Origin of the sequence: Enterobacter sp. BNK-8 (assembly GCF_048685095.1) — a bacterium.
Classification (GTDB): Bacteria; Pseudomonadota; Gammaproteobacteria; order Enterobacterales; family Enterobacteriaceae; genus Enterobacter; species Enterobacter quasiroggenkampii.
In genome coordinates this window covers 322,695-341,076 of record NZ_JBLQTN010000001.1, presented here as the reverse complement: position 1 = coordinate 341,076, position 18,382 = coordinate 322,695, and the positions used below count along the sequence as shown (strand labels likewise).

General features: G+C 55.1%; 13 protein-coding genes. 9 read left to right on the top strand and 4 right to left on the bottom strand.

What is annotated here, in order from left to right:
- The first annotated feature begins 118 nt into the window (after positions 1-118).
- From rapA to ACMGGU_RS01645, 3 genes are all read left to right on the top strand, one after another.
- Entirely contained in the window at positions 119-3,025 is a 2,907-nt protein-coding gene (gene rapA / locus ACMGGU_RS01655; RefSeq protein ID WP_420300203.1) for an RNA polymerase-associated protein RapA, read from the top strand.
- A 12-nt stretch (positions 3,026-3,037) separates the two neighbouring features.
- The gene (gene rluA / locus ACMGGU_RS01650) at positions 3,038-3,697 is read left to right on the top strand and encodes a bifunctional tRNA pseudouridine(32) synthase/23S rRNA pseudouridine(746) synthase RluA (protein ID WP_023345423.1); all 660 of its coding nucleotides are present in this window, start codon (positions 3,038-3,040) and stop codon (positions 3,695-3,697) included.
- Between the two features lie 312 nt (positions 3,698-4,009).
- Positions 4,010-7,294 carry an autotransporter outer membrane beta-barrel domain-containing protein gene (locus tag ACMGGU_RS01645; RefSeq protein ID WP_417929828.1) on the top strand — a complete coding sequence of 1,095 codons (3,285 nt, stop codon included), beginning with the start codon at positions 4,010-4,012 and terminating at the stop codon, positions 7,292-7,294.
- Positions 7,295-7,354: 60 nt separating this feature from the next.
- Here ACMGGU_RS01645 and djlA read toward each other — a convergent pair whose 3' ends face one another.
- On the bottom strand, positions 7,355-8,170 hold the full coding sequence (djlA, locus tag ACMGGU_RS01640; protein ID WP_008502016.1) for a co-chaperone DjlA: 816 nt from the start codon (positions 8,168-8,170) through the stop codon (positions 7,355-7,357).
- 239 nt (positions 8,171-8,409) lie between these two features.
- Between djlA and lptD the strand changes: the two genes are divergently transcribed.
- From lptD to apaH, 6 genes are read left to right on the top strand one after another with little or no spacing between them, the layout of a single operon-like run.
- On the top strand, positions 8,410-10,785 hold the full coding sequence (lptD, locus tag ACMGGU_RS01635; protein WP_069720147.1) for an LPS assembly protein LptD: 2,376 nt from the start codon (positions 8,410-8,412) through the stop codon (positions 10,783-10,785).
- Between the two features lie 53 nt (positions 10,786-10,838).
- Positions 10,839-12,125: a peptidylprolyl isomerase SurA gene (gene surA / locus ACMGGU_RS01630; RefSeq protein ID WP_063620746.1), complete on the top strand. Its 1,287-nt coding sequence runs from the start codon at positions 10,839-10,841 to the stop codon at positions 12,123-12,125.
- Positions 12,125-13,111, top strand: coding sequence for a 4-hydroxythreonine-4-phosphate dehydrogenase PdxA (gene pdxA, locus ACMGGU_RS01625; RefSeq protein ID WP_045907774.1), 987 nt, complete (start codon positions 12,125-12,127; stop codon positions 13,109-13,111). The genes surA and pdxA overlap by 1 nt, the downstream gene beginning before the upstream one ends.
- On the top strand, positions 13,108-13,929 hold the full coding sequence (gene rsmA / locus ACMGGU_RS01620) for a 16S rRNA (adenine(1518)-N(6)/adenine(1519)-N(6))-dimethyltransferase RsmA (protein ID WP_008502020.1): 822 nt from the start codon (positions 13,108-13,110) through the stop codon (positions 13,927-13,929). Before pdxA ends, rsmA begins: the two co-directional genes overlap by 4 nt.
- A gap of 3 nt (positions 13,930-13,932) precedes the next feature.
- Positions 13,933-14,310 carry a Co2+/Mg2+ efflux protein ApaG gene (apaG, locus tag ACMGGU_RS01615; protein WP_032644031.1) on the top strand — a complete coding sequence of 126 codons (378 nt, stop codon included), beginning with the start codon at positions 13,933-13,935 and terminating at the stop codon, positions 14,308-14,310.
- Between the two features lie 4 nt (positions 14,311-14,314).
- The gene (gene apaH / locus ACMGGU_RS01610) at positions 14,315-15,163 is read left to right on the top strand and encodes a bis(5'-nucleosyl)-tetraphosphatase (symmetrical) ApaH (RefSeq protein ID WP_045907773.1); all 849 of its coding nucleotides are present in this window, start codon (positions 14,315-14,317) and stop codon (positions 15,161-15,163) included.
- A 36-nt stretch (positions 15,164-15,199) separates the two neighbouring features.
- Here the strand turns inward: apaH and folA are convergent, their stop codons facing one another.
- From folA to kefF, 3 genes are all read right to left on the bottom strand, one after another.
- Positions 15,200-15,679 carry a type 3 dihydrofolate reductase gene (gene folA, locus ACMGGU_RS01605; protein ID WP_008502023.1) on the bottom strand — a complete coding sequence of 160 codons (480 nt, stop codon included), beginning with the start codon at positions 15,677-15,679 and terminating at the stop codon, positions 15,200-15,202.
- Positions 15,680-15,793: 114 nt separating this feature from the next.
- Positions 15,794-17,659 carry a glutathione-regulated potassium-efflux system protein KefC gene (gene kefC, locus ACMGGU_RS01600; protein WP_420300202.1) on the bottom strand — a complete coding sequence of 622 codons (1,866 nt, stop codon included), beginning with the start codon at positions 17,657-17,659 and terminating at the stop codon, positions 15,794-15,796.
- A complete protein-coding gene (gene kefF, locus ACMGGU_RS01595; RefSeq protein WP_045907770.1) occupies positions 17,652-18,182 on the bottom strand; it encodes a glutathione-regulated potassium-efflux system oxidoreductase KefF in 531 nt (176 codons plus the stop codon). The genes kefC and kefF overlap by 8 nt, the downstream gene beginning before the upstream one ends.
- Positions 18,183-18,382 lie beyond the last annotated feature (200 nt).

The following is an 18,382-nucleotide window of genomic DNA, read 5'->3' as shown; positions in this document are numbered from 1 at the left end:
AATGGCTGCCATCCAGTACCATAGCGCCCTTTCCATTCCCGGACCCATTTTTCGATGACCGTCTTTTTTGACGGTGGTCGAACTATTGCCTGCAATTAAAGATTAGAGCCGAACAACTATGCCTTTTACACTTGGTCAACGCTGGATCAGCGATACAGAAAGCGAACTTGGATTAGGAACCGTCGTTGCCGTTGATGCGCGCATGGTTACCCTCCTCTTCCCTGCCACTGGTGAAAACCGCCTGTACGCTCGCAATGACTCCCCTGTAACCCGCGTGATGTTTAATCCGGGTGACACCGTGACTAGCCATGACGGCTGGCAGCTCAAGATTGAAGACGTAAAAGAAGAGAATGGACTGCTCGCCTACATCGGCACTCGCCTGGACACCGACGAGGCCAATGTCATCCTGCGTGAAGTGCTGCTCGACAGCAAGCTGGTGTTCAGCAAGCCGCAGGACCGCCTGTTTGCCGGGCAAATCGACCGTATGGATCGCTTCTCGCTGCGCTATCGCGCGCGTAAGTTCCAGAGTGAACAGTACCGCATGCCGTGGAGCGGCCTGCGCGGCCAGCGCACCAGCCTGATCCCCCACCAGCTGAACATCGCCCATGACGTGGGCCGTCGCCACGCGCCACGCGTGCTGCTGGCAGATGAAGTGGGCCTGGGTAAAACCATTGAAGCGGGTATGATCTTGCATCAACAGCTGCTTTCCGGCGCCGCCGAGCGCGTGCTGATCGTGGTGCCAGAAACCTTACAGCACCAGTGGCTGGTTGAGATGCTGCGCCGCTTCAACCTGCGTTTCTCTCTGTTCGACGACGAACGCTACGCCGAAGCGCAGCACGATGCGGACAACCCGTTTGAAACCGAACAGCTGGTGATTTGCTCCCTGGACTTCGTGCGCCGCAGCAAGCAGCGTCTTGAGCATCTGTGCGATGCCGAGTGGGACCTGATGGTGGTCGACGAAGCGCACCACCTGGTCTGGAGCGAAGATGCGCCGAGCCGCGAATATATGGCTATCGAGCAGCTTGCCGAACGCGTGCCTGGTGTCCTGCTGCTGACCGCAACGCCGGAACAGCTGGGTCTCGAAAGCCACTTCGCCCGTCTGCGCCTGCTCGATCCCAACCGTTTCCACGATTTTGAGCAGTTTGTGGAAGAACAGAATAACTACCGTCCGGTGGCGGATGCCGTCGCCCTGCTGCTGGCGGGCAAGCGTCTTTCTAATGACGAACTCAACACCCTGAGCGATCTGATCGGCGAGCAGGATATCGAGCCGCTTTTGCAGGCCGCGAACAGCGAGAGCGACAACGCGGAATCCGCGCGCAAAGAGCTGATCGACATGCTGATGGATCGCCACGGCACCAGCCGCGTGCTGTTCCGTAACACCCGTAACGGCGTGAAAGGGTTCCCGAAACGCGAGCTGCACACCATTAAACTGCCGCTGCCGACGCAGTATCAGACGGCGATTAAAGTCTCCGGCATTATGGGCGCGCGCAAAACGCAGGAAGAGCGCGCCCGCGACATGCTTTACCCGGAACAGATCTACCAGGAGTTCGAAGGCGATACCGGCACCTGGTGGAACTTCGATCCGCGCGTGGAGTGGCTGATGGGCTACCTGACTGCACACCGCTCCCAGAAAGTGCTGGTGATCTGCGCCAAGGCGGCTACCGCGCTGCAGCTGGAGCAGGTCCTGCGCGAGCGTGAAGGTATTCGCGCCGCCGTGTTCCACGAAGGCATGTCCATCGTTGAACGCGACCGTGCCGCGGCGTGGTTTGGCGAAGAGGACAGCGGCGCGCAGGTTCTGCTGTGCTCGGAAATCGGCTCCGAAGGCCGTAACTTCCAGTTTGCCAGCAACCTGGTGATGTTCGATCTGCCGTTCAACCCGGATCTGCTCGAGCAGCGTATCGGCCGTCTGGACCGTATCGGTCAGGCCCATGATATTCAGATCCACGTGCCATATCTGGAAAAAACGGCCCAGTCCGTGCTGGTGCGCTGGTTCCACGAAGGTCTGGATGCGTTTGAACATACCTGCCCGACGGGCCGCACCATTTACGATCAGGTGCATGGCGATCTGATCGGCTACCTGGCCGCGCCGGAAAACACCGACGGCTTTGACGATCTGATTAAGTCCTGTCGTGAGAAGCACGACGCGCTGAAAGCCCAGCTGGAACAGGGTCGCGATCGCCTGCTGGAGATCCATTCCAACGGTGGCGAGAAAGCGCAGGCGCTGGCAGAGAGCATCGAAGAGCAGGATGACGACACCAGCCTGATTAGCTTCTCGATGAACCTGTTCGATATCGTCGGCATCAACCAGGACGATCGTGGTGAGAACCTGATAGTCCTGACCCCGTCCGATCACATGCTGGTACCGGATTTCCCGGGCCTGCCGGAAGATGGCTGTACCATCACCTTCGAGCGTGACGTGGCGCTGTCCCGTGAAGATGCCCAGTTCATCACCTGGGAACACCCGCTGATCCGCAACGGGCTGGATCTGATCCTCTCCGGTGATACCGGCAGCAGCACGATCTCCCTGTTAAAAAACAAGGCGCTGCCGGTGGGGACGCTGCTGCTGGAGCTGATTTACGTTGTGGAAGCACAGGCGCCGAAGCAACTGCAGCTCAACCGCTTCCTGCCGCCGACGCCGGTCCGTCTGCTGCTGGATAAAAACGGCACGAACCTGGCCGGACAGGTCGAGTTCGAAAGCTTCAACCGCCAGCTGAGCGCGGTGAACCGCCATACCGGCAGCAAGCTGGTTAACGCGGTCCAGCAGGACGTGCACGCTATTCTGCAGCAGGGCGAAACCCAGATTGAGAAAGCGGCGAGAGCGCTGATTGATGCCGCACGCGCGGAAGCCGACGAGAAACTGTCTGCGGAGCTGTCGCGTCTGGAAGCGTTGAAGGCCGTGAACCCTAACATCCGTGACGACGAGCTGGCGGTGATTGAAAGCAACCGTCAGCAGGTGCTGGAAAGCCTCAACCAGGCTAGCTGGCGTCTGGATGCCCTGCGTCTTATCGTTGTGACGCATCAGTAACCGGAGCGCAAGATGGTGATGGAGCCGTACAATCCGCCGCAGGATCCCTGGCTGGTCATTCTGTATCAGGATGAACACATTATGGTGGTCAACAAGCCCAGCGGGCTGTTGTCCGTGCCGGGGCGTCTGGATGAGCACAAAGACAGCGTGATGACGCGCATTCAGCGCGATTATCCTCAGGCGGAGTCTGTCCATCGCCTGGACATGGCGACCAGCGGCGTGATTGTGGTGGCGCTGAATAAGGCGGCGGAACGCGAGCTGAAGCGCCAGTTCCGCGAGCGCGAGCCGAAAAAGCAGTATGTCGCCCGCGTCTGGGGTCACCCCGCGCAGGCGGAAGGGCTGGTGGATTTACCGCTGATCTGCGACTGGCCGAACCGGCCAAAGCAGAAGGTGTGCTACGAAACCGGCAAGGCCGCGCAGACCGAGTATGAAGTGCTGGAGTACGCGCCGGATAATACCGCGCGCGTCCTGCTTAAACCGATTACCGGACGCTCACACCAGCTGCGCGTGCATATGCTTGCCCTGGGTCATCCGATTCTGGGCGACCGGTTTTACGCGCCGCCTGAAGCACTGACCTTAGCGCCACGTCTGCAGCTGCACGCGCAGACGCTCACCATCACCCATCCTGCCTTCGGTAATGCGATGACGTTTAAAGCTCCGGTGGACTTCTAATCCACGCTCAATAAATATTTGTTATCGGGCACGCGCCTGATAACAAATATTCAAAATCCATATATTTCACACCAATAATAAAACCACCACAAATAATATTCACAAAAGTTATTTCTTATAATAACGCCTCTCTCATTTATTTAAAAAAACTAAAATACATATTAAAAAATAGTAAATTGAAATAACGTCGGCCATTGTTAAAAATTCACTTAAAAAATAAGGAAATACTAATCCCACAGGCTCCCAGGCCAGGTCATTTCGCTAGCCAAAAACATTCAGAAACAATCGACTCATTAATTTACAAGGACGTATATGAACAGGACTTACAACATCATCTGGAATTACGCCAGAAATATGTACATTGTTGCCTCTGAGTTTTCCCGTGGAGACAGCAAAACCCGCTCACGCGTTCGCGCTGGAGGGGCTATCGCGACCTTTATTTTATCCGGCATTGCGGGTTCGGCACTCGCGACTGACAGGACGTTTGAGGCTGTCCCAGGTGATAACGAGATCAGCGGCGAATACTCAACCACAGAGAATGTTACCGCAGCGGTAACAGCCAACGGTTCCGATGTCGTTGTTAACGATAGTGGCGCGCTGACAATATCGACTAGCGGAGACTCAGCGATGGGCCTGTACGTTTTCAATGGCGCGAAAGTCACGCTAGACGATCCCAACACCACCATTACTACTTCTGGGTATGGCATGGCCAGGGGGATCGTTAACCAACAAGGAACAGTCACATTAGCTAACGTTACTATAAAAACCACCGGTGATTTTGGTAATGCGGGCATATTTAACAATGGCGAAATGACCGGCACCGGGGTCACCATTAGTACAACCGGTAGCGAGAGCTATGGGATTCAGAATTACACCCAAACGTTTACCTTTGACTCATCAAAAATTGATACTTACGGTGAAAAGTCTATTGGTTTATTGAATACCGGTCGCGCAGCGCTCTCGGATACGCAAATTACCACGCATGGACAGAATTCTGACGCGATATCCTCCAGTAAAGCAACCAGCGCTGTCGTGCTGAATAACGGTTCTGTTATCACGACAGGGGAAAACTCACGGGCGGTGGTAATCGATAATGGCGGGAAATTTGATGCAACCGGCACAACGATTACCAGTGAACAGTCTGCAGCCATCGTCTTGCAAAACGCCAGCAATGCCGCCATCGCTAACAGTAATATTTCCGGTAGCAAGGCCGTCTTCTCGTTCAGCGGTGGAAAAAATGTCGCCACAATTGACGGCGGAAGCATTACGGCAACCGCATCCGGAGGAAGTGCTTTTGCCGTGGATTCAGGATCTGCCGATATTAGCGTGAAGAATGTGCAAACGATGAATGCAGACAATCTGCTCACCGTGGCCAATACCGCCGATGCAGTCACCCTGAGCGCTCAAAACAGCAAGCTGTCCGGCGCCGTTAAGGCCAGCGGTGATAATGTCAGCATGAATCTGGATGAAAACAGCCAGTGGCTGCTTACCGGCGATTCCAGCGTCGGTAATCTTTCCAGTAACGGGCGCATCACGCTCGGCGATGAAAACGGCAGTGCCGGTACGCTCAATGTCGGTAATCTCATCCTTCAGGATAACAGCCAAACTGATGTCTACCTCGATGCAAACGCGACAAGTGCCCCTGTTATCGCTCAGAATGCAACGCTGAATGGCACGCTGAATATTACGGGTTACGGTGGTGCCAGCACGCTTTCAGCGGATAGCACCTTCACGGTGATTGACGCTGAAAATGCAATCAATGGCAATTTTACCCACTTCACCGTCGCGGGTATGGCATCAGGATCCGTTGACTTCATCACCTTCAGCGGCGCCGTTGACCCCGCCGACGTGACGAATTACGTCCTGACGCCGTCATTAGCCTGGTATGCCAGCCAGAACCCAACGCCAACGGCGGCTCACGGTACATTCACCCTGAACAATGCTGACGGCAGCTTTACGCTGAGCACGGCGCTTGTCGATCAAAATGCTAACGCCACGACGGGATGGGACGGTAAATCACTCACCAAAGAGGGGCAAGGTACGCTGATTCTGAATGCCGCAAACAGTTACAGCGGCACAACAGATGTTAACCAGGGCACGCTCTGGCTGGGCGAGGCCGGCGTTATCGGCGTACAAAACAGCGATCAGGCCGTGAATGTCGCGGCAGGCGCGACGTTTGGTGGCGACAACGGCGTGGTGAACGGCAATGTTAACAGCAAGGGCACCATTCAATTCAACGACACGCTTACGATCAATGGTGATCTGAGCAACGCAGGCAGCATTATCAGCGGCAATATCGAAGGTACCGACGGCACAACGACCGGTAACACACTGATCGTAAACGGCGATTATACCGGTAACCAGGGGTCTCTGACGCTGAATACGCAGTTAGGCGACGACACGTCGCCAACCGATATGATTAACATTACGGGGAATACGTCCGGTAACACTACCCTGTACATTAACAACGCAGGCGGTCAGGGGGCCCTGACCCAAAACGGAATTGAAGTGATTAAGGTCGGCGGTGAATCAAACGGTACCTTTGTTCAGGGTAACCAGGTCCAAATCAACGCCTACGAATACCGTCTGTATCAGGACTCAGGGAACTGGTATCTCCGTTCCCAGGCCACGGGTGAGGGTGGCGACGTAACGCCTCAGTATCGTGCTGATATCGGTTCATACCTTAGCAACCAGTGGCTGGCTCGCGATCTGCAGATGCAGACCCTCTCAGACCGAGAAGGCAGCCAGTTCAAATCGCAAAACGGCACGACATGGGCGCGTTTCAAAGCAGGTAAGAACCAGTCCACTGCGGCAGAGAGCAATATTGATATCGACAGCAACTACTCCCAGTTCCAGATGGGGGGCGATGTTGCAGCCTGGAACAACGGCGAACAAAACCTGGTGGTCGGGATTATGGGTAGCTATATGAACGCCAGCAGCGACAGCACAGGAAATAGAGGTGCTGACGGCAGCCGCTTTAGCGCTGACGGTAAAGTCGATGGCTATAACCTCGGCGTCTATGCCACCTGGTTTGCCGATGCCCGACAGCATCAGGGTTTTTATGTCGACAGCTGGTATCAGTACGGGATGTACCACAACAGCGTAGATAACGGGGACGTTGGCTCAACGGATTACGATTCAAACGCCAACGCCGTTTCGCTGGAAACGGGCTATCGCTACGATGTCGCACTCGGCGACAACACGCTGAGCCTCACGCCGCAGGCACAGATCGTCTGGCAGGATTACCGTGCCGATGACATCAAAGACAGCAGCGGCACAACGATTGATGGGCAAAACGGTGACAGCTGGACCACCCGTTTAGGTCTGCGAGTTGACAGCAAGATGAATAAGGCGAACGACGCGGTTATCCAGCCGTTTGCGGAGGTCAACTGGCTGCATACCTCTGAAGAAACGGCAGTTAACTTTGGTGACACACAGATCAAACAGGATATTCCTGCCGATCGTGCGGAGCTGAAAGCGGGTGTTCAGGCGAATGTGAACAAGCAATGGAGCGTTATCGCCCAGATGTCCGGACAGAAAGGTGATAATGATTACAGCGATGTAAACGGCAGTCTGAACGTACGCTACAGCTGGTAATCACGTAGAAAGGGCCTGGCAGTTCATCCTGCCAGGCCCTTCTTCATTCTGCAGAGGGGCTTATTTAAAGCCTTTCTTCTCTTTAATCAGTTCGTACGCTTTCTGAATTTCCTGCGCCTTTTGCTTCGCCATCTCCATCATTTCCGGCGGTAAGCCTTTCGCGACCAGCTTGTCCGGATGGTGCTCGCTCATCAGCTTACGATAGGCACGTTTGATCGTGGTCTGATCGTCAGAAGGCTTTACGCCAAGTACGTTACAGGCATCTTCCAGCGTCGGACCACGCTGCGCCTGCTGCCAGGCACCGCCAGATGACTGCTGGTGATAGCCGCCGCCAAACTGCGCCCCACCCTGCATCATGCGCAGGAACTGGTCGAACTGCATACGGGAGATGCCCAGCTCTTCCGCAATCACGTATAAAACATCGCGCTCGTTAGGATGAAGCGAGCCGTCGGCGAAGGCCGCCTGAATCTGAATTTCCAGAAACATCCGAATTAAATCAAAACGGCCGAAGCAGATGCTGCGGAACTGACGCATTTTTTCGCGAAGCGGATAGTTATCGGATTTCCCGATGCGAAACGCATTTTGCGCCTCCAGGCGGGAGTCACCGTGCAGATTCATGCGGTCCATAAAGACGCTGGCAATCTGAATATCGGCTTCCGTAACGCGGCCTTTGGATTTGGTTAAATGCCCCATCACCTCAAAAGTGGTGGAGAAAAAGAGTGACTGACGCTCGCGCTGATTGGCAAACCAGGCCATTTTGCGGCTGCGCGCCTTATCAAACATATGGCCAATAATAAGCCCCAGCACTATTCCCCAGAACCCGGCACCCATGATGATGGCGAACGCAACGCCGATTATTTTACCCCAATACTGCATATACTCCCCGGATAGTCATATTCCTGGCCGACGCAACGTCATCATCACTGTGTTCAAGTCACGGTCAATTGAAGGACATCGCCTATAATTTGCTTTATCATACTCGTCATTCGATAGCGAGCCTAACACTCTGGCACGCAAACGGGCAGGATTAACGCTGGTACTGCGCAGATGAGTAAGATAGTCTCTGAGCGTTTGTAAGCCGTAGCCACTGATGACGGAACAATAAAATACAACGTATGAAAAAACGTATCCCCACCCTCCTGGCCACAATGATTGGCACCGCCCTGTACAGTCAACAGGGGCTGGCGGCCGATCTCGCCTCGCAGTGTATGCTTGGCGTCCCAAGTTATAATCGCCCACTGGTGAGTGGCGATACCAATAGCTTGCCGGTAACCATTACTGCCGACAGTTCAAAAGGGACTTACCCTGACAATGCCACGTTTACAGGTAATGTCGATATTAATCAGGGCAATAGCCGCCTGCAGGCAGATGAAGTACAGTTGCACCAGAAGCAGCCGGAAGGCGCGGCCGAACCGGTACGCACGGTGGATGCGCTGGGTAATGTGCACTATGACGACAATCAGGTCATCCTGAAAGGTCCGAAAGCATGGTCAAACCTGAATACCAAAGACACTAACGTCTGGAAAGGTGATTACCAGATGGTGGGTCGCCAGGGGCGCGGTGACGCAGACCTGATGAAACAGCGCGGTGAAAACCGCTATACCATCCTGGAAAATGGCACGTTTACGTCGTGTCTGCCGGGTTCAAATACCTGGAGCGTGGTCGGGAGCGAGGTTATCCATGACCGCGAAGAGCAGGTCGCTGAGATCTGGAACGCCCGCTTCAAGGTGGGTCCGGTCCCCATATTCTACAGCCCTTATCTGCAGCTTCCCGTGGGTGACAAACGTCGCTCCGGTTTCCTGATCCCGAATGCCAAATACAGCACCACGAACTACTTTGAGTTCTACCTGCCGTATTACTGGAACATCGCGCCCAACATGGATGCGACGATCACGCCGCATTATATCCATAAGCGCGGCAACGTCATGTGGGAGAACGAATTCCGCTATCTGACCCACGCCGGTGCGGGTCTGATGGAGCTGGATTATCTGCCGTCGGATAACGTTTACAAGGACGACGCCAGAAACGTCTCGGGTGATAACCGTCACCGTTGGCTGTACTACTGGCAGCATTCCGGGGTGATGGATCAGGTGTGGCGCTTTAATGTTGACTACACCAAAGTCAGCGATTCGGCTTATTTTAATGACTTCTCGTCCAAATACGGCTCGAGTACCGATGGCTATGCCACGCAGAAATTCAGCGTAGGCTATGCGGTGCAGAACTTTGACGCAACGGTCTCGTCCAAGAAATTCCAGGTGTTTTCTGACCAGTCCACGCCTACCTATGGCGCTGAGCCACAGCTGGACGTCAACTGGTATCAGAATGACGTGGGACCCTTCGACACCCATGTTTACGCTCAGGCGGTGCATTTCGTGAACACGGATTCGGACATGCCTGAAGCCACGCGCGTTCACCTGGAGCCGACGATCAATCTGCCGTGGTCTAACGACTGGGCAAGCCTGAATACCGAAGCCAAGCTGATGGCGACGCACTATCAGCAAAAAAATCTCGATAATTACAACGCAACGAACAGTGCGCATCTGGAAGAGTCGGTTAACCGAACGCTCCCTCAGTTTAAAATGGACGGCAAGCTGATCTTCGAGCGTGATATGGCCCTGCTGGCGGATGGGTATACCCAGACGCTTGAACCGCGTATGCAGTATTTGTACGTGCCATACCGCGATCAGAGCAACATTCAAAACTACGACTCCTCTTTACTGCAGTCTGACTACAGTGGCCTGTTCCGCGACCGTACTTACGGCGGTCTGGACCGCATCGCCTCAGCGAACCAGTTAACGACCGGCGTCACAACACGTGTTTATGATGATGCCGCCGTTGAACGTTTTAACGTTTCTGTGGGTCAAATCTACTACTTCACAGAGTCTCGCACGGGCGATGACAATATTCAGTGGGAGAAAGACAACAAAACGGGATCGATAGTGTGGGCGGGAGATACCTACTGGCGTATGACTGACCGTTGGGGCCTGCGTGGCGGTGTGCAGTATGACACGCGTCTCGACAACGTTGCTAACAGTAGTGCAGCCATAGAGTATCGTCGCGATGAAGATCGTATGATTCAGGTAAGCTATCGTTACGCTAGCCCAGAATATATTCAGGCAACGCTACCGAAAAGCAATGATCAGAACAGCATCAACTACTGGAAATCGCCACAATATTCGGATGGTATTTCTCAGGTCGGTGCGGCAGCGAGTTGGCCCATCGCCGACCGTTGGTCAATCGTAGGCGCTTACTACTTTGACACTAACGCGAATAAAGCTGCTGACCAGATGGTGGGGCTGCAATATAACTCCTGCTGCTACGCGCTGCGTGTCGGTTACGAACGTAAGCTTAACGGCTGGGAAAACAATCAAAGCAAATACGATAACGTGATTGGCTTTAACTTCGAGTTACGCGGCCTGAGTTCCAACTACGGTCTGGGTACGCAGAAAATGCTGCGCTCGAATATTCTGCCTTACCGCAGTTCCTTGTAATGTGCTTGATTTGCAACGTAATCCGCTTTGCGGTTAATTGAAATGGAAAAAGTATGAAGAACTGGAAAACGCTGCTGCTCGGTGTCGCTATGGTTGCGAATACCAGCTTCGCGGCCCCCCAGGTTGTTGATAAAGTCGCCGCGGTGGTTAACAACGGCGTCGTGCTTGAAAGTGACGTTGACGGTCTGATGAAATCGGTGAAGCTCAATTCGGGCGAAGCGGGTCAGCAGCTTCCGGATGACGCCACGCTGCGCCACCAGATCCTGGAGCGTCTGATCATGGATCAGATCGTTCTGCAGATGGGGCAGAAAATGGGTGTGAAGGTCACTGACGAGCAGCTCGATCAGGCGATCGCTAACATCGCGAAACAAAACAACATGTCTTTAGACCAGATGCGCAGCCGTCTGGCCTATGACGGCATCAGCTACGCCACCTACCGTAATCAGATCCGTAAAGAGATGCTGATTTCGGAAGTGCGTAACAACGAAGTGCGTCGCCGCGTCACTATCCTGCCTCAGGAAGTGGAGGCGCTGGCAAAACAGGTGGGTAACCAGAACGATGCGAGCACGGAGCTGAATCTGAGCCACATTCTGATCCCACTGCCAGAGAATCCAACGTCCGATCAGGCTGCGGAAGCAGAAAGTCAGGCGCGTTCAATTGTCGAACAGGCGCGTAACGGCGGTGACTTTGGCAAGCTGGCCATCACCTACTCCGCAGACCAACAGGCGCTGAAAGGCGGCCAGATGGGCTGGGGACGTATTCAGGAGCTGCCATCCATCTTTGCCCAGGCCCTGAGTACGGCGAAGAAAGGGGATATCGTCGGTCCAATTCGTTCAGGCGTGGGCTTCCACATTCTGAAAGTGAACGATCTGCGCGGCCAGAGCCAAAATATCTCCGTTACCGAAGTTCACGCTCGTCATATTCTTCTGAAACCGTCACCAATCATGACTGACGATCAGGCGCGTGCGAAGCTGGAACAGATTGCAGCAGACATTAAGAGCGGTAAAACCTCGTTTGCGAAAGCAGCAAAAGAGTTCTCTCAGGATCCTGGCTCTGCTAACCAGGGCGGCGATCTGGGCTGGGCGGCAGCGGATATTTACGATCCTGCCTTCCGTGACGCGCTGATGAAGCTGAACAAAGGCCAGATTAGCGCGCCGGTCCACTCTTCGTTTGGCTGGCATCTGATCGAGCTGATGGACACCCGTAACGTTGATAAAACGGATGCGGCGCAGAAAGACAGAGCCTACCGTATGCTGTTTAACCGTAAGTTCTCTGAAGAAGCAGCCACCTGGATGCAGGAACAACGCGCCAGTGCTTACGTGAAAGTGCTGAGCAACTAATGAAACAGCATCGTGTTGTTATCACGCCCGGCGAACCCGCCGGGATTGGGCCTGACCTCGTTGTCCAGCTCGCCCAGCGCAGCTGGCCAGTAGAACTGGTTGTCTGCGCGGATGCAACACTGTTACAGGACCGGGCAACGCTGCTCGGTCTGCCTTTAACGCTCATCCCTTACGTTGAAGGTCAACAGCCTGCACCGCAGCAAGCCGGTACCCTCACCCTTCTCTCTGTTCCCCTTCGTACGCCGGTCATTCCTGGCCAGCTCAGCACGGAAAACGGCCACTATGTGGTTGAAACCCTTGCGCGCGCCTGCGACGGTTGCCTGAAGGGCGAATTTGCCGCCCTGATTACCGGCCCCGTCCACAAAGGCGTGATCAACGAAGCGGGCATACCGTTTACCGGGCATACGGAGTTCTTCGAAGAGCGATCGCACAGTCCGAAAGTGGTGATGATGCTGGCGACCGAAGCGATGCGCGTTGCCCTGGTGACCACCCATCTGCCGATCAAAGCGATTCCGGATGCGATCACCCCCGATCTCCTGCGCGAGATCATCGGGATTTTGCATCACGATCTGCAGACAAAATTTGGGATCCCGCAGCCGCATGTGCTGGTTTGTGGCCTGAATCCGCACGCGGGCGAAGGCGGGCACATGGGCACCGAAGAGATCGACACCATCATTCCGGTACTCAACGAAATGCGGGCGAAGGGAATGAACCTCAGCGGTCCGCTGCCTGCTGATACCCTTTTCCAGCCGAAATACCTGGATAATGCCGACGCCGTGCTCGCGATGTACCACGATCAGGGCCTGCCCGTGCTAAAATACCAGGGCTTTGGCCGCGGGGTGAATATCACCCTCGGTTTACCCTTTATTCGAACGTCCGTTGACCACGGTACTGCGCTGGATCTGGCAGGCCAGGGGAAAGCGGATGTCGGCAGTTTTATTACGGCGCTTAATCTCGCCATCAAAATGATTGTTAATACTCAATGACTAATCGAGTCCATCAGGGCCACTTAGCCCGTAAACGTTTCGGGCAAAACTTCCTTAACGATCAGTTCGTGATCGAAAGCATTGTCTCGGCTATTAATCCACAAAAAGGCCAGGCGATGGTCGAAATCGGCCCGGGCCTTGCCGCACTGACCGAGCCGGTAGGCGAACGCCTCGACGAACTGACCGTCATCGAACTGGACCGCGATCTGGCCGCACGCCTGCAAACGCACCCGTTCCTCGGGCCGAAGCTGACCATTTATCAGCAGGACGCCATGACCATGAACTTCGGCGAACTGTCGGAAAAAATGGGTCAGCCGTTGCGCGTATTCGGCAACCTGCCGTATAACATCTCCACGCCGCTCATGTTCCACCTCTTTAGCTATACTGATGCCATTGCCGATATGCACTTCATGTTGCAAAAAGAGGTGGTTAACCGTCTGGTTGCAGGCCCGAACAGTAAAGCGTATGGTCGTTTAAGCGTGATGGCACAATATTACTGCAACGTGATCCCGGTACTCGAAGTACCGCCGTCAGCGTTCACACCGCCACCGAAAGTGGATTCAGCGGTTGTGCGCCTTGTGCCGCACAAAACGAAACCGTACCCGGTTAAAGATCTGCGTGTACTGAGCCGCATTACCACTGAAGCCTTTAACCAGCGTCGTAAAACGATCCGTAATAGCCTCAGCAATTCGTTCACCGTTGAGGTATTAGCTGAACTGGGGATCGACCCGGCAATGCGTGCGGAGAACATTTCCGTAGAGCAGTACTGCAAGCTGGCTAATTACATCAGCGAAAATGCGCCGCCGAAGGAGAGTTAAGCCATGATTGATTCGCCCCGCGTATGTGTCCATGTACAAAGCGTCTATGTTGAATCACAGTCCTCGCCGGACGAAGAACGTTTTGTCTTTGCTTATACCGTGACCATTCGCAACCTGGGGCGGACGCCCGTGCAGCTGCGCGGACGCTACTGGCTTATCACCAACGGCAATGGCCGCGAAATCGAAGTTCAGGGTGAAGGTGTGGTCGGTGAACAGCCCCACATCGCCCCTGGCGAAGAGTACCAGTACACCAGCGGCGCGGTGATTGAAACGCCGATGGGTACCATGCAAGGCCATTATGAAATGGTCGATGTCGATGGCAATGGCTTCCGCGTTGCCATTCCCGTGTTCCGTCTCGCCGTAACCACACTTATTCATTAATCTAATGTCTACATATCTGATTGGCGACGTTCACGGTTGCTACGATGAACTGATCGCATTATTAAAACAGGTCGACTTTACGCCAGAACAGGACACGCTCTGGCTGACGGGCGATTTAGTCGCACGTGGCCCCGGCTCGCTTGAGGTATTACGTTTCGTCAAATCACTGGGCGACAGCGTGCGCATGGTGCTGGGCAATCACGATCTGCATCTGCTGGCAGTGTTCGCCGGGATCAGCCGCAATAAACCTAAAGATCGCCTCACCCCGCTGCTGGATGCGCCGGACGCGGACGATCTGATTAACTGGCTGCGCCGCCAGCCCCTGCTTCAGGTCGACGAAGAGAAAAAGCTGGTCATGGCGCATGCCGGGATCACGCCACAATGGGATCTTGAAACAGCGAAAACCTGTGCGCGTGACGTTGAGGCAGTGCTGGCAAGCGACTCGTATCCTTTCTTCCTCGATGCCATGTACGGCGACATGCCGAACCACTGGAGCGAGGATCTCAGCGGTCTGGCCCGTCTGCGCTTTATCACGAACGCCTTCACCCGTATGCGTTTCTGCTTCCCGAACGGACAGCTGGACATGTATTCCAAAGAGACGCCGGAAAGCGCACCGGCCCCGCTCAAACCGTGGTTTGCCATTCCGGGACCGGTGACAAGCGAGTACAGCGTGGTATTTGGTCACTGGGCTGCACTGGAAGGAAAAGGGACGCCGGACGGGATTTACGGTCTGGATACCGGATGCTGCTGGGGCGGAGAGTTAACCTGCTTACGCTGGGAAGATAAAGCTTACTTTGTTCAGCCGTCCAACCGACAGCTGGACTTAGGGGAAAGTGAGGCCGTCGCCTCCTGAATCATGCCCTCTCCCGGGCGGGAGAGGGCAAATCACTTAACGACGTTCCAGGATCTCGAAGCAGTAGCTGTGAGAGTTCTGTGCATCCGCATCGTGGAATTCGCTGAATACCGATTCCCACTCGTCCGGATCGTAGTCCGGGAAATGGGTATCCCCTTCCACTTCCGCATCAATATGGGTCAGATACAGCTTCTGCGCTTTAGGCAGGAACTGCTCGTACACGCGCCCGCCGCCAATCACCATGATCTCTTCGGCATTGCCGCATGCAGCAATCGCCTCGTCGACGGATTTTACCCATTCGACGCGATCGTCAGTACCCGGCTGGCTACTGATAACGATATTTTTACGGCCCGGCAATGGACGACCAATCGACTCCCAGGTCAGGCGGCCCATCACTACCGGCTTGTTTAACGTAGTACGTTTAAACCATGCGAGATCGGCAGGCAGGTTCCACGGCATGGCATTTTCCATACCGATAACGCGGTCCACCGCCAGCGCTGCAATCAGACTGATCATTGAAAATTTCCCGGATGCAAAAAATTGCCGCCACTATACGGAAAGCTTAATCTTTCGTCGACTGGCGGCAGAGTAAAGATACAGAAATTTTTTAATATTGCTGGCAACTCCACTTCACGCGGAAGGTTTACTCTCCGGTTCGTCAGCCGGATCGCCGGTATGCTTGCCCTCTTCCGTGCCCTGCCAGCCGTGACGCTGGATCAGCGACAGGTGATTGCGATCCTCATTGATGATTTCCGTCAGCATGGCGCTGGTGCGTTTAAACACTGCCGCACGCTCCGTGGCCGTACTGCCTGCCATCGCCGCCATCTCTTCCACCATTTCGGTATTAAAGCGACGGAACAGATCCGCCCGTTCGCGGGCTTCATACGCGCCGAGCCCCAGGTTTTCCAGCGCCATGCGGCCAGACTTCAGCGCGCCTTCAAAGGTTTCACGCTCCGGTGCTTCTACCCCCGCCTGCCGCAGCCGGATATAGTGATCCACATCGCGGGCGCGGGAAATGATGGTCAGATCCGCAAAATGCTCTTTCGCCATTTCCACCATCTGCAGGCTGGTCTCCGGATCGTCAATCGCGTTAATCAATACCTCCGCTTTCGCCGCCCCGGCGGATTCCAATAGATCGACGCGCGTTGCATCGCCGTAAAACACCTTCATATCAAATTTACGCAGTGTATCGACATGGTCGGGGTCGTGATCGAGGATAACCATTTTCACCCCGCTGGACAGCAACAGACGACCAACGATCTGCCCGTAGCGGCCAAATCCGGCAATGATGACGCGAGGCTGCTCCTCGTCGATCTCATCGGCTTCGCGCTCCTGATCGCTACCCGATTTTTCCAGACGCGTCAGCACCACCAGCAGAACGGGCGTCGCGGCCATCGACAGTGCGACTGCCAGCGTCAGCGCTTTTGCCCACTCGGGATCGAGGACATTTGCCATCTGCGCCGCGCCAAAGACCACGAACGCAAATTCACTCCCCTGCCCCAGCAGAACCGCAAACCAGCTGCGCTGCTTATTCGGCACCTTCAGCGGACGCGCAATCAGCCACAGCATCGCCATTTTAATGATCAGGAAGCCGACCAGCAGGACGACGATCCGCAGCGGGTGCGTCACCAGCGTGCCGAAGTCGACGGACATCCCTACGCCGATGAAAAACAGCCCCAGCAGCAAGCCTTTGAACGGCTCGATATCGCTTTCCAGCGCGTGACGGTATTCGGAACTCGCCAGCAGAACGCCCGCCAGGAAGGCCCCCATCGCCATCGACAGACCGGCTTCCTCCAGCAGCAGACCGAAACCAAACACCAGGAAGAGCGCCACGGCGCTGAACACTTCGCGAAGGCCCGAGCGGGCAACGAACCGCAGCAGCGGGCGGGTGACGTAGCGACCAAGCAGCACCACCAGCGCCAGCGCCCCCACGACTTTTAATGCCGACAGCGCGAACGCCCCCAGCGTCGTGGAGGAACCGCTGGCCGCCAGCAGCGGAATCATCGCCACCAGCGGGATAGCGGCAATGTCCTGGAACAGCAGCACTGAGAACGCACTGCGTCCCATCTGAGAGACCGTCAGATTGCGCTCGTTCATGGCCTGCATGGCAATGGCGGTCGAGGAGAGCGCCAGCGTCATACCGATAAGCTCTGCCACTTTCCAGTCCATGCCCAGCAGGATGCAGAACCCACCCAGCAGCAGGCCGCAGGCCACCATCTGCAGCGCACCGCCGCCAAATACCGAGGCGCGAAGCTTCCACAGGCGCTGCGGATCGAGTTCCAGACCAATCACAAAGAGCATCAGCACAACGCCAATTTCAGCGAAATGAAGGATCGCCTCTGCATCCGTCACCAGTCGAAAGCCCCACGGTCCAATAACGCAGCCCGCAATCAGGTAGCCGAGAACAGAGCCCAGCCCCAGGCGTACCGCCACGGGCACAATCAGCGCCGCTGCGCCAAGGTATATCAGCGCCTGTATCAGCGTATGGCTATCCATGGTGCGCCTCCTGCCACTCAAGTAAGCGTTGTTTATAATGGCGAGCCTGCGCCTGCAGCGTTTCGTCATCGCAGACAAAAGTGCAGTGCATCGCAAAAGGCGGGAGCCAGTTCAGGCCGCAGTAGAGCGCGGTCGCCTGCAGCGGCTGTGCCAGGACCTCAAAACCCGGGAAGGAACCAATATCAAAGTGGCTTTCTCCTCCGCCCGTGGTGACCGCCCACATCAGGCTTTTTCCTTTTAGCGCATGACCATTGTGGCCATACGCCCAGCCGTGGGAGAAGACTTTATCAATCCACAGCTTCAGCAGCGGAGGCGTGCTGTACCACTGCATGGGATGCTGCCAGACGATCAGATCGGCACGGGAAAGCGCCTCCTGTTCAGCGGCGATATCGATGTTGAAATCGGGATAAAGTTGATAGAGAGAACGTATCTCTACGTTATCAAGCGTCCTTACCTGCTCAAGCATCCGCTTATTCGCATGCGAGTGCTGCGGATAAGGGTGCGCGTAAATAATGAGTATCATCAAATGGCCTGTCTTCTTCTCTTCTTGTAGCAGTGAGTGTAGACAGTTAACCCGCCCGGTGAAAGGGGCGAAAAGCCTTGCAAAGGTAAAACGCAACAATGGGCAATGATTGTCCCGGACGGGTATAGCAGGCGAAAAATGACCGTTTACAGAGAATATATTAAATGAATGGTTAAGGATGAAATATATTAATTAACGAT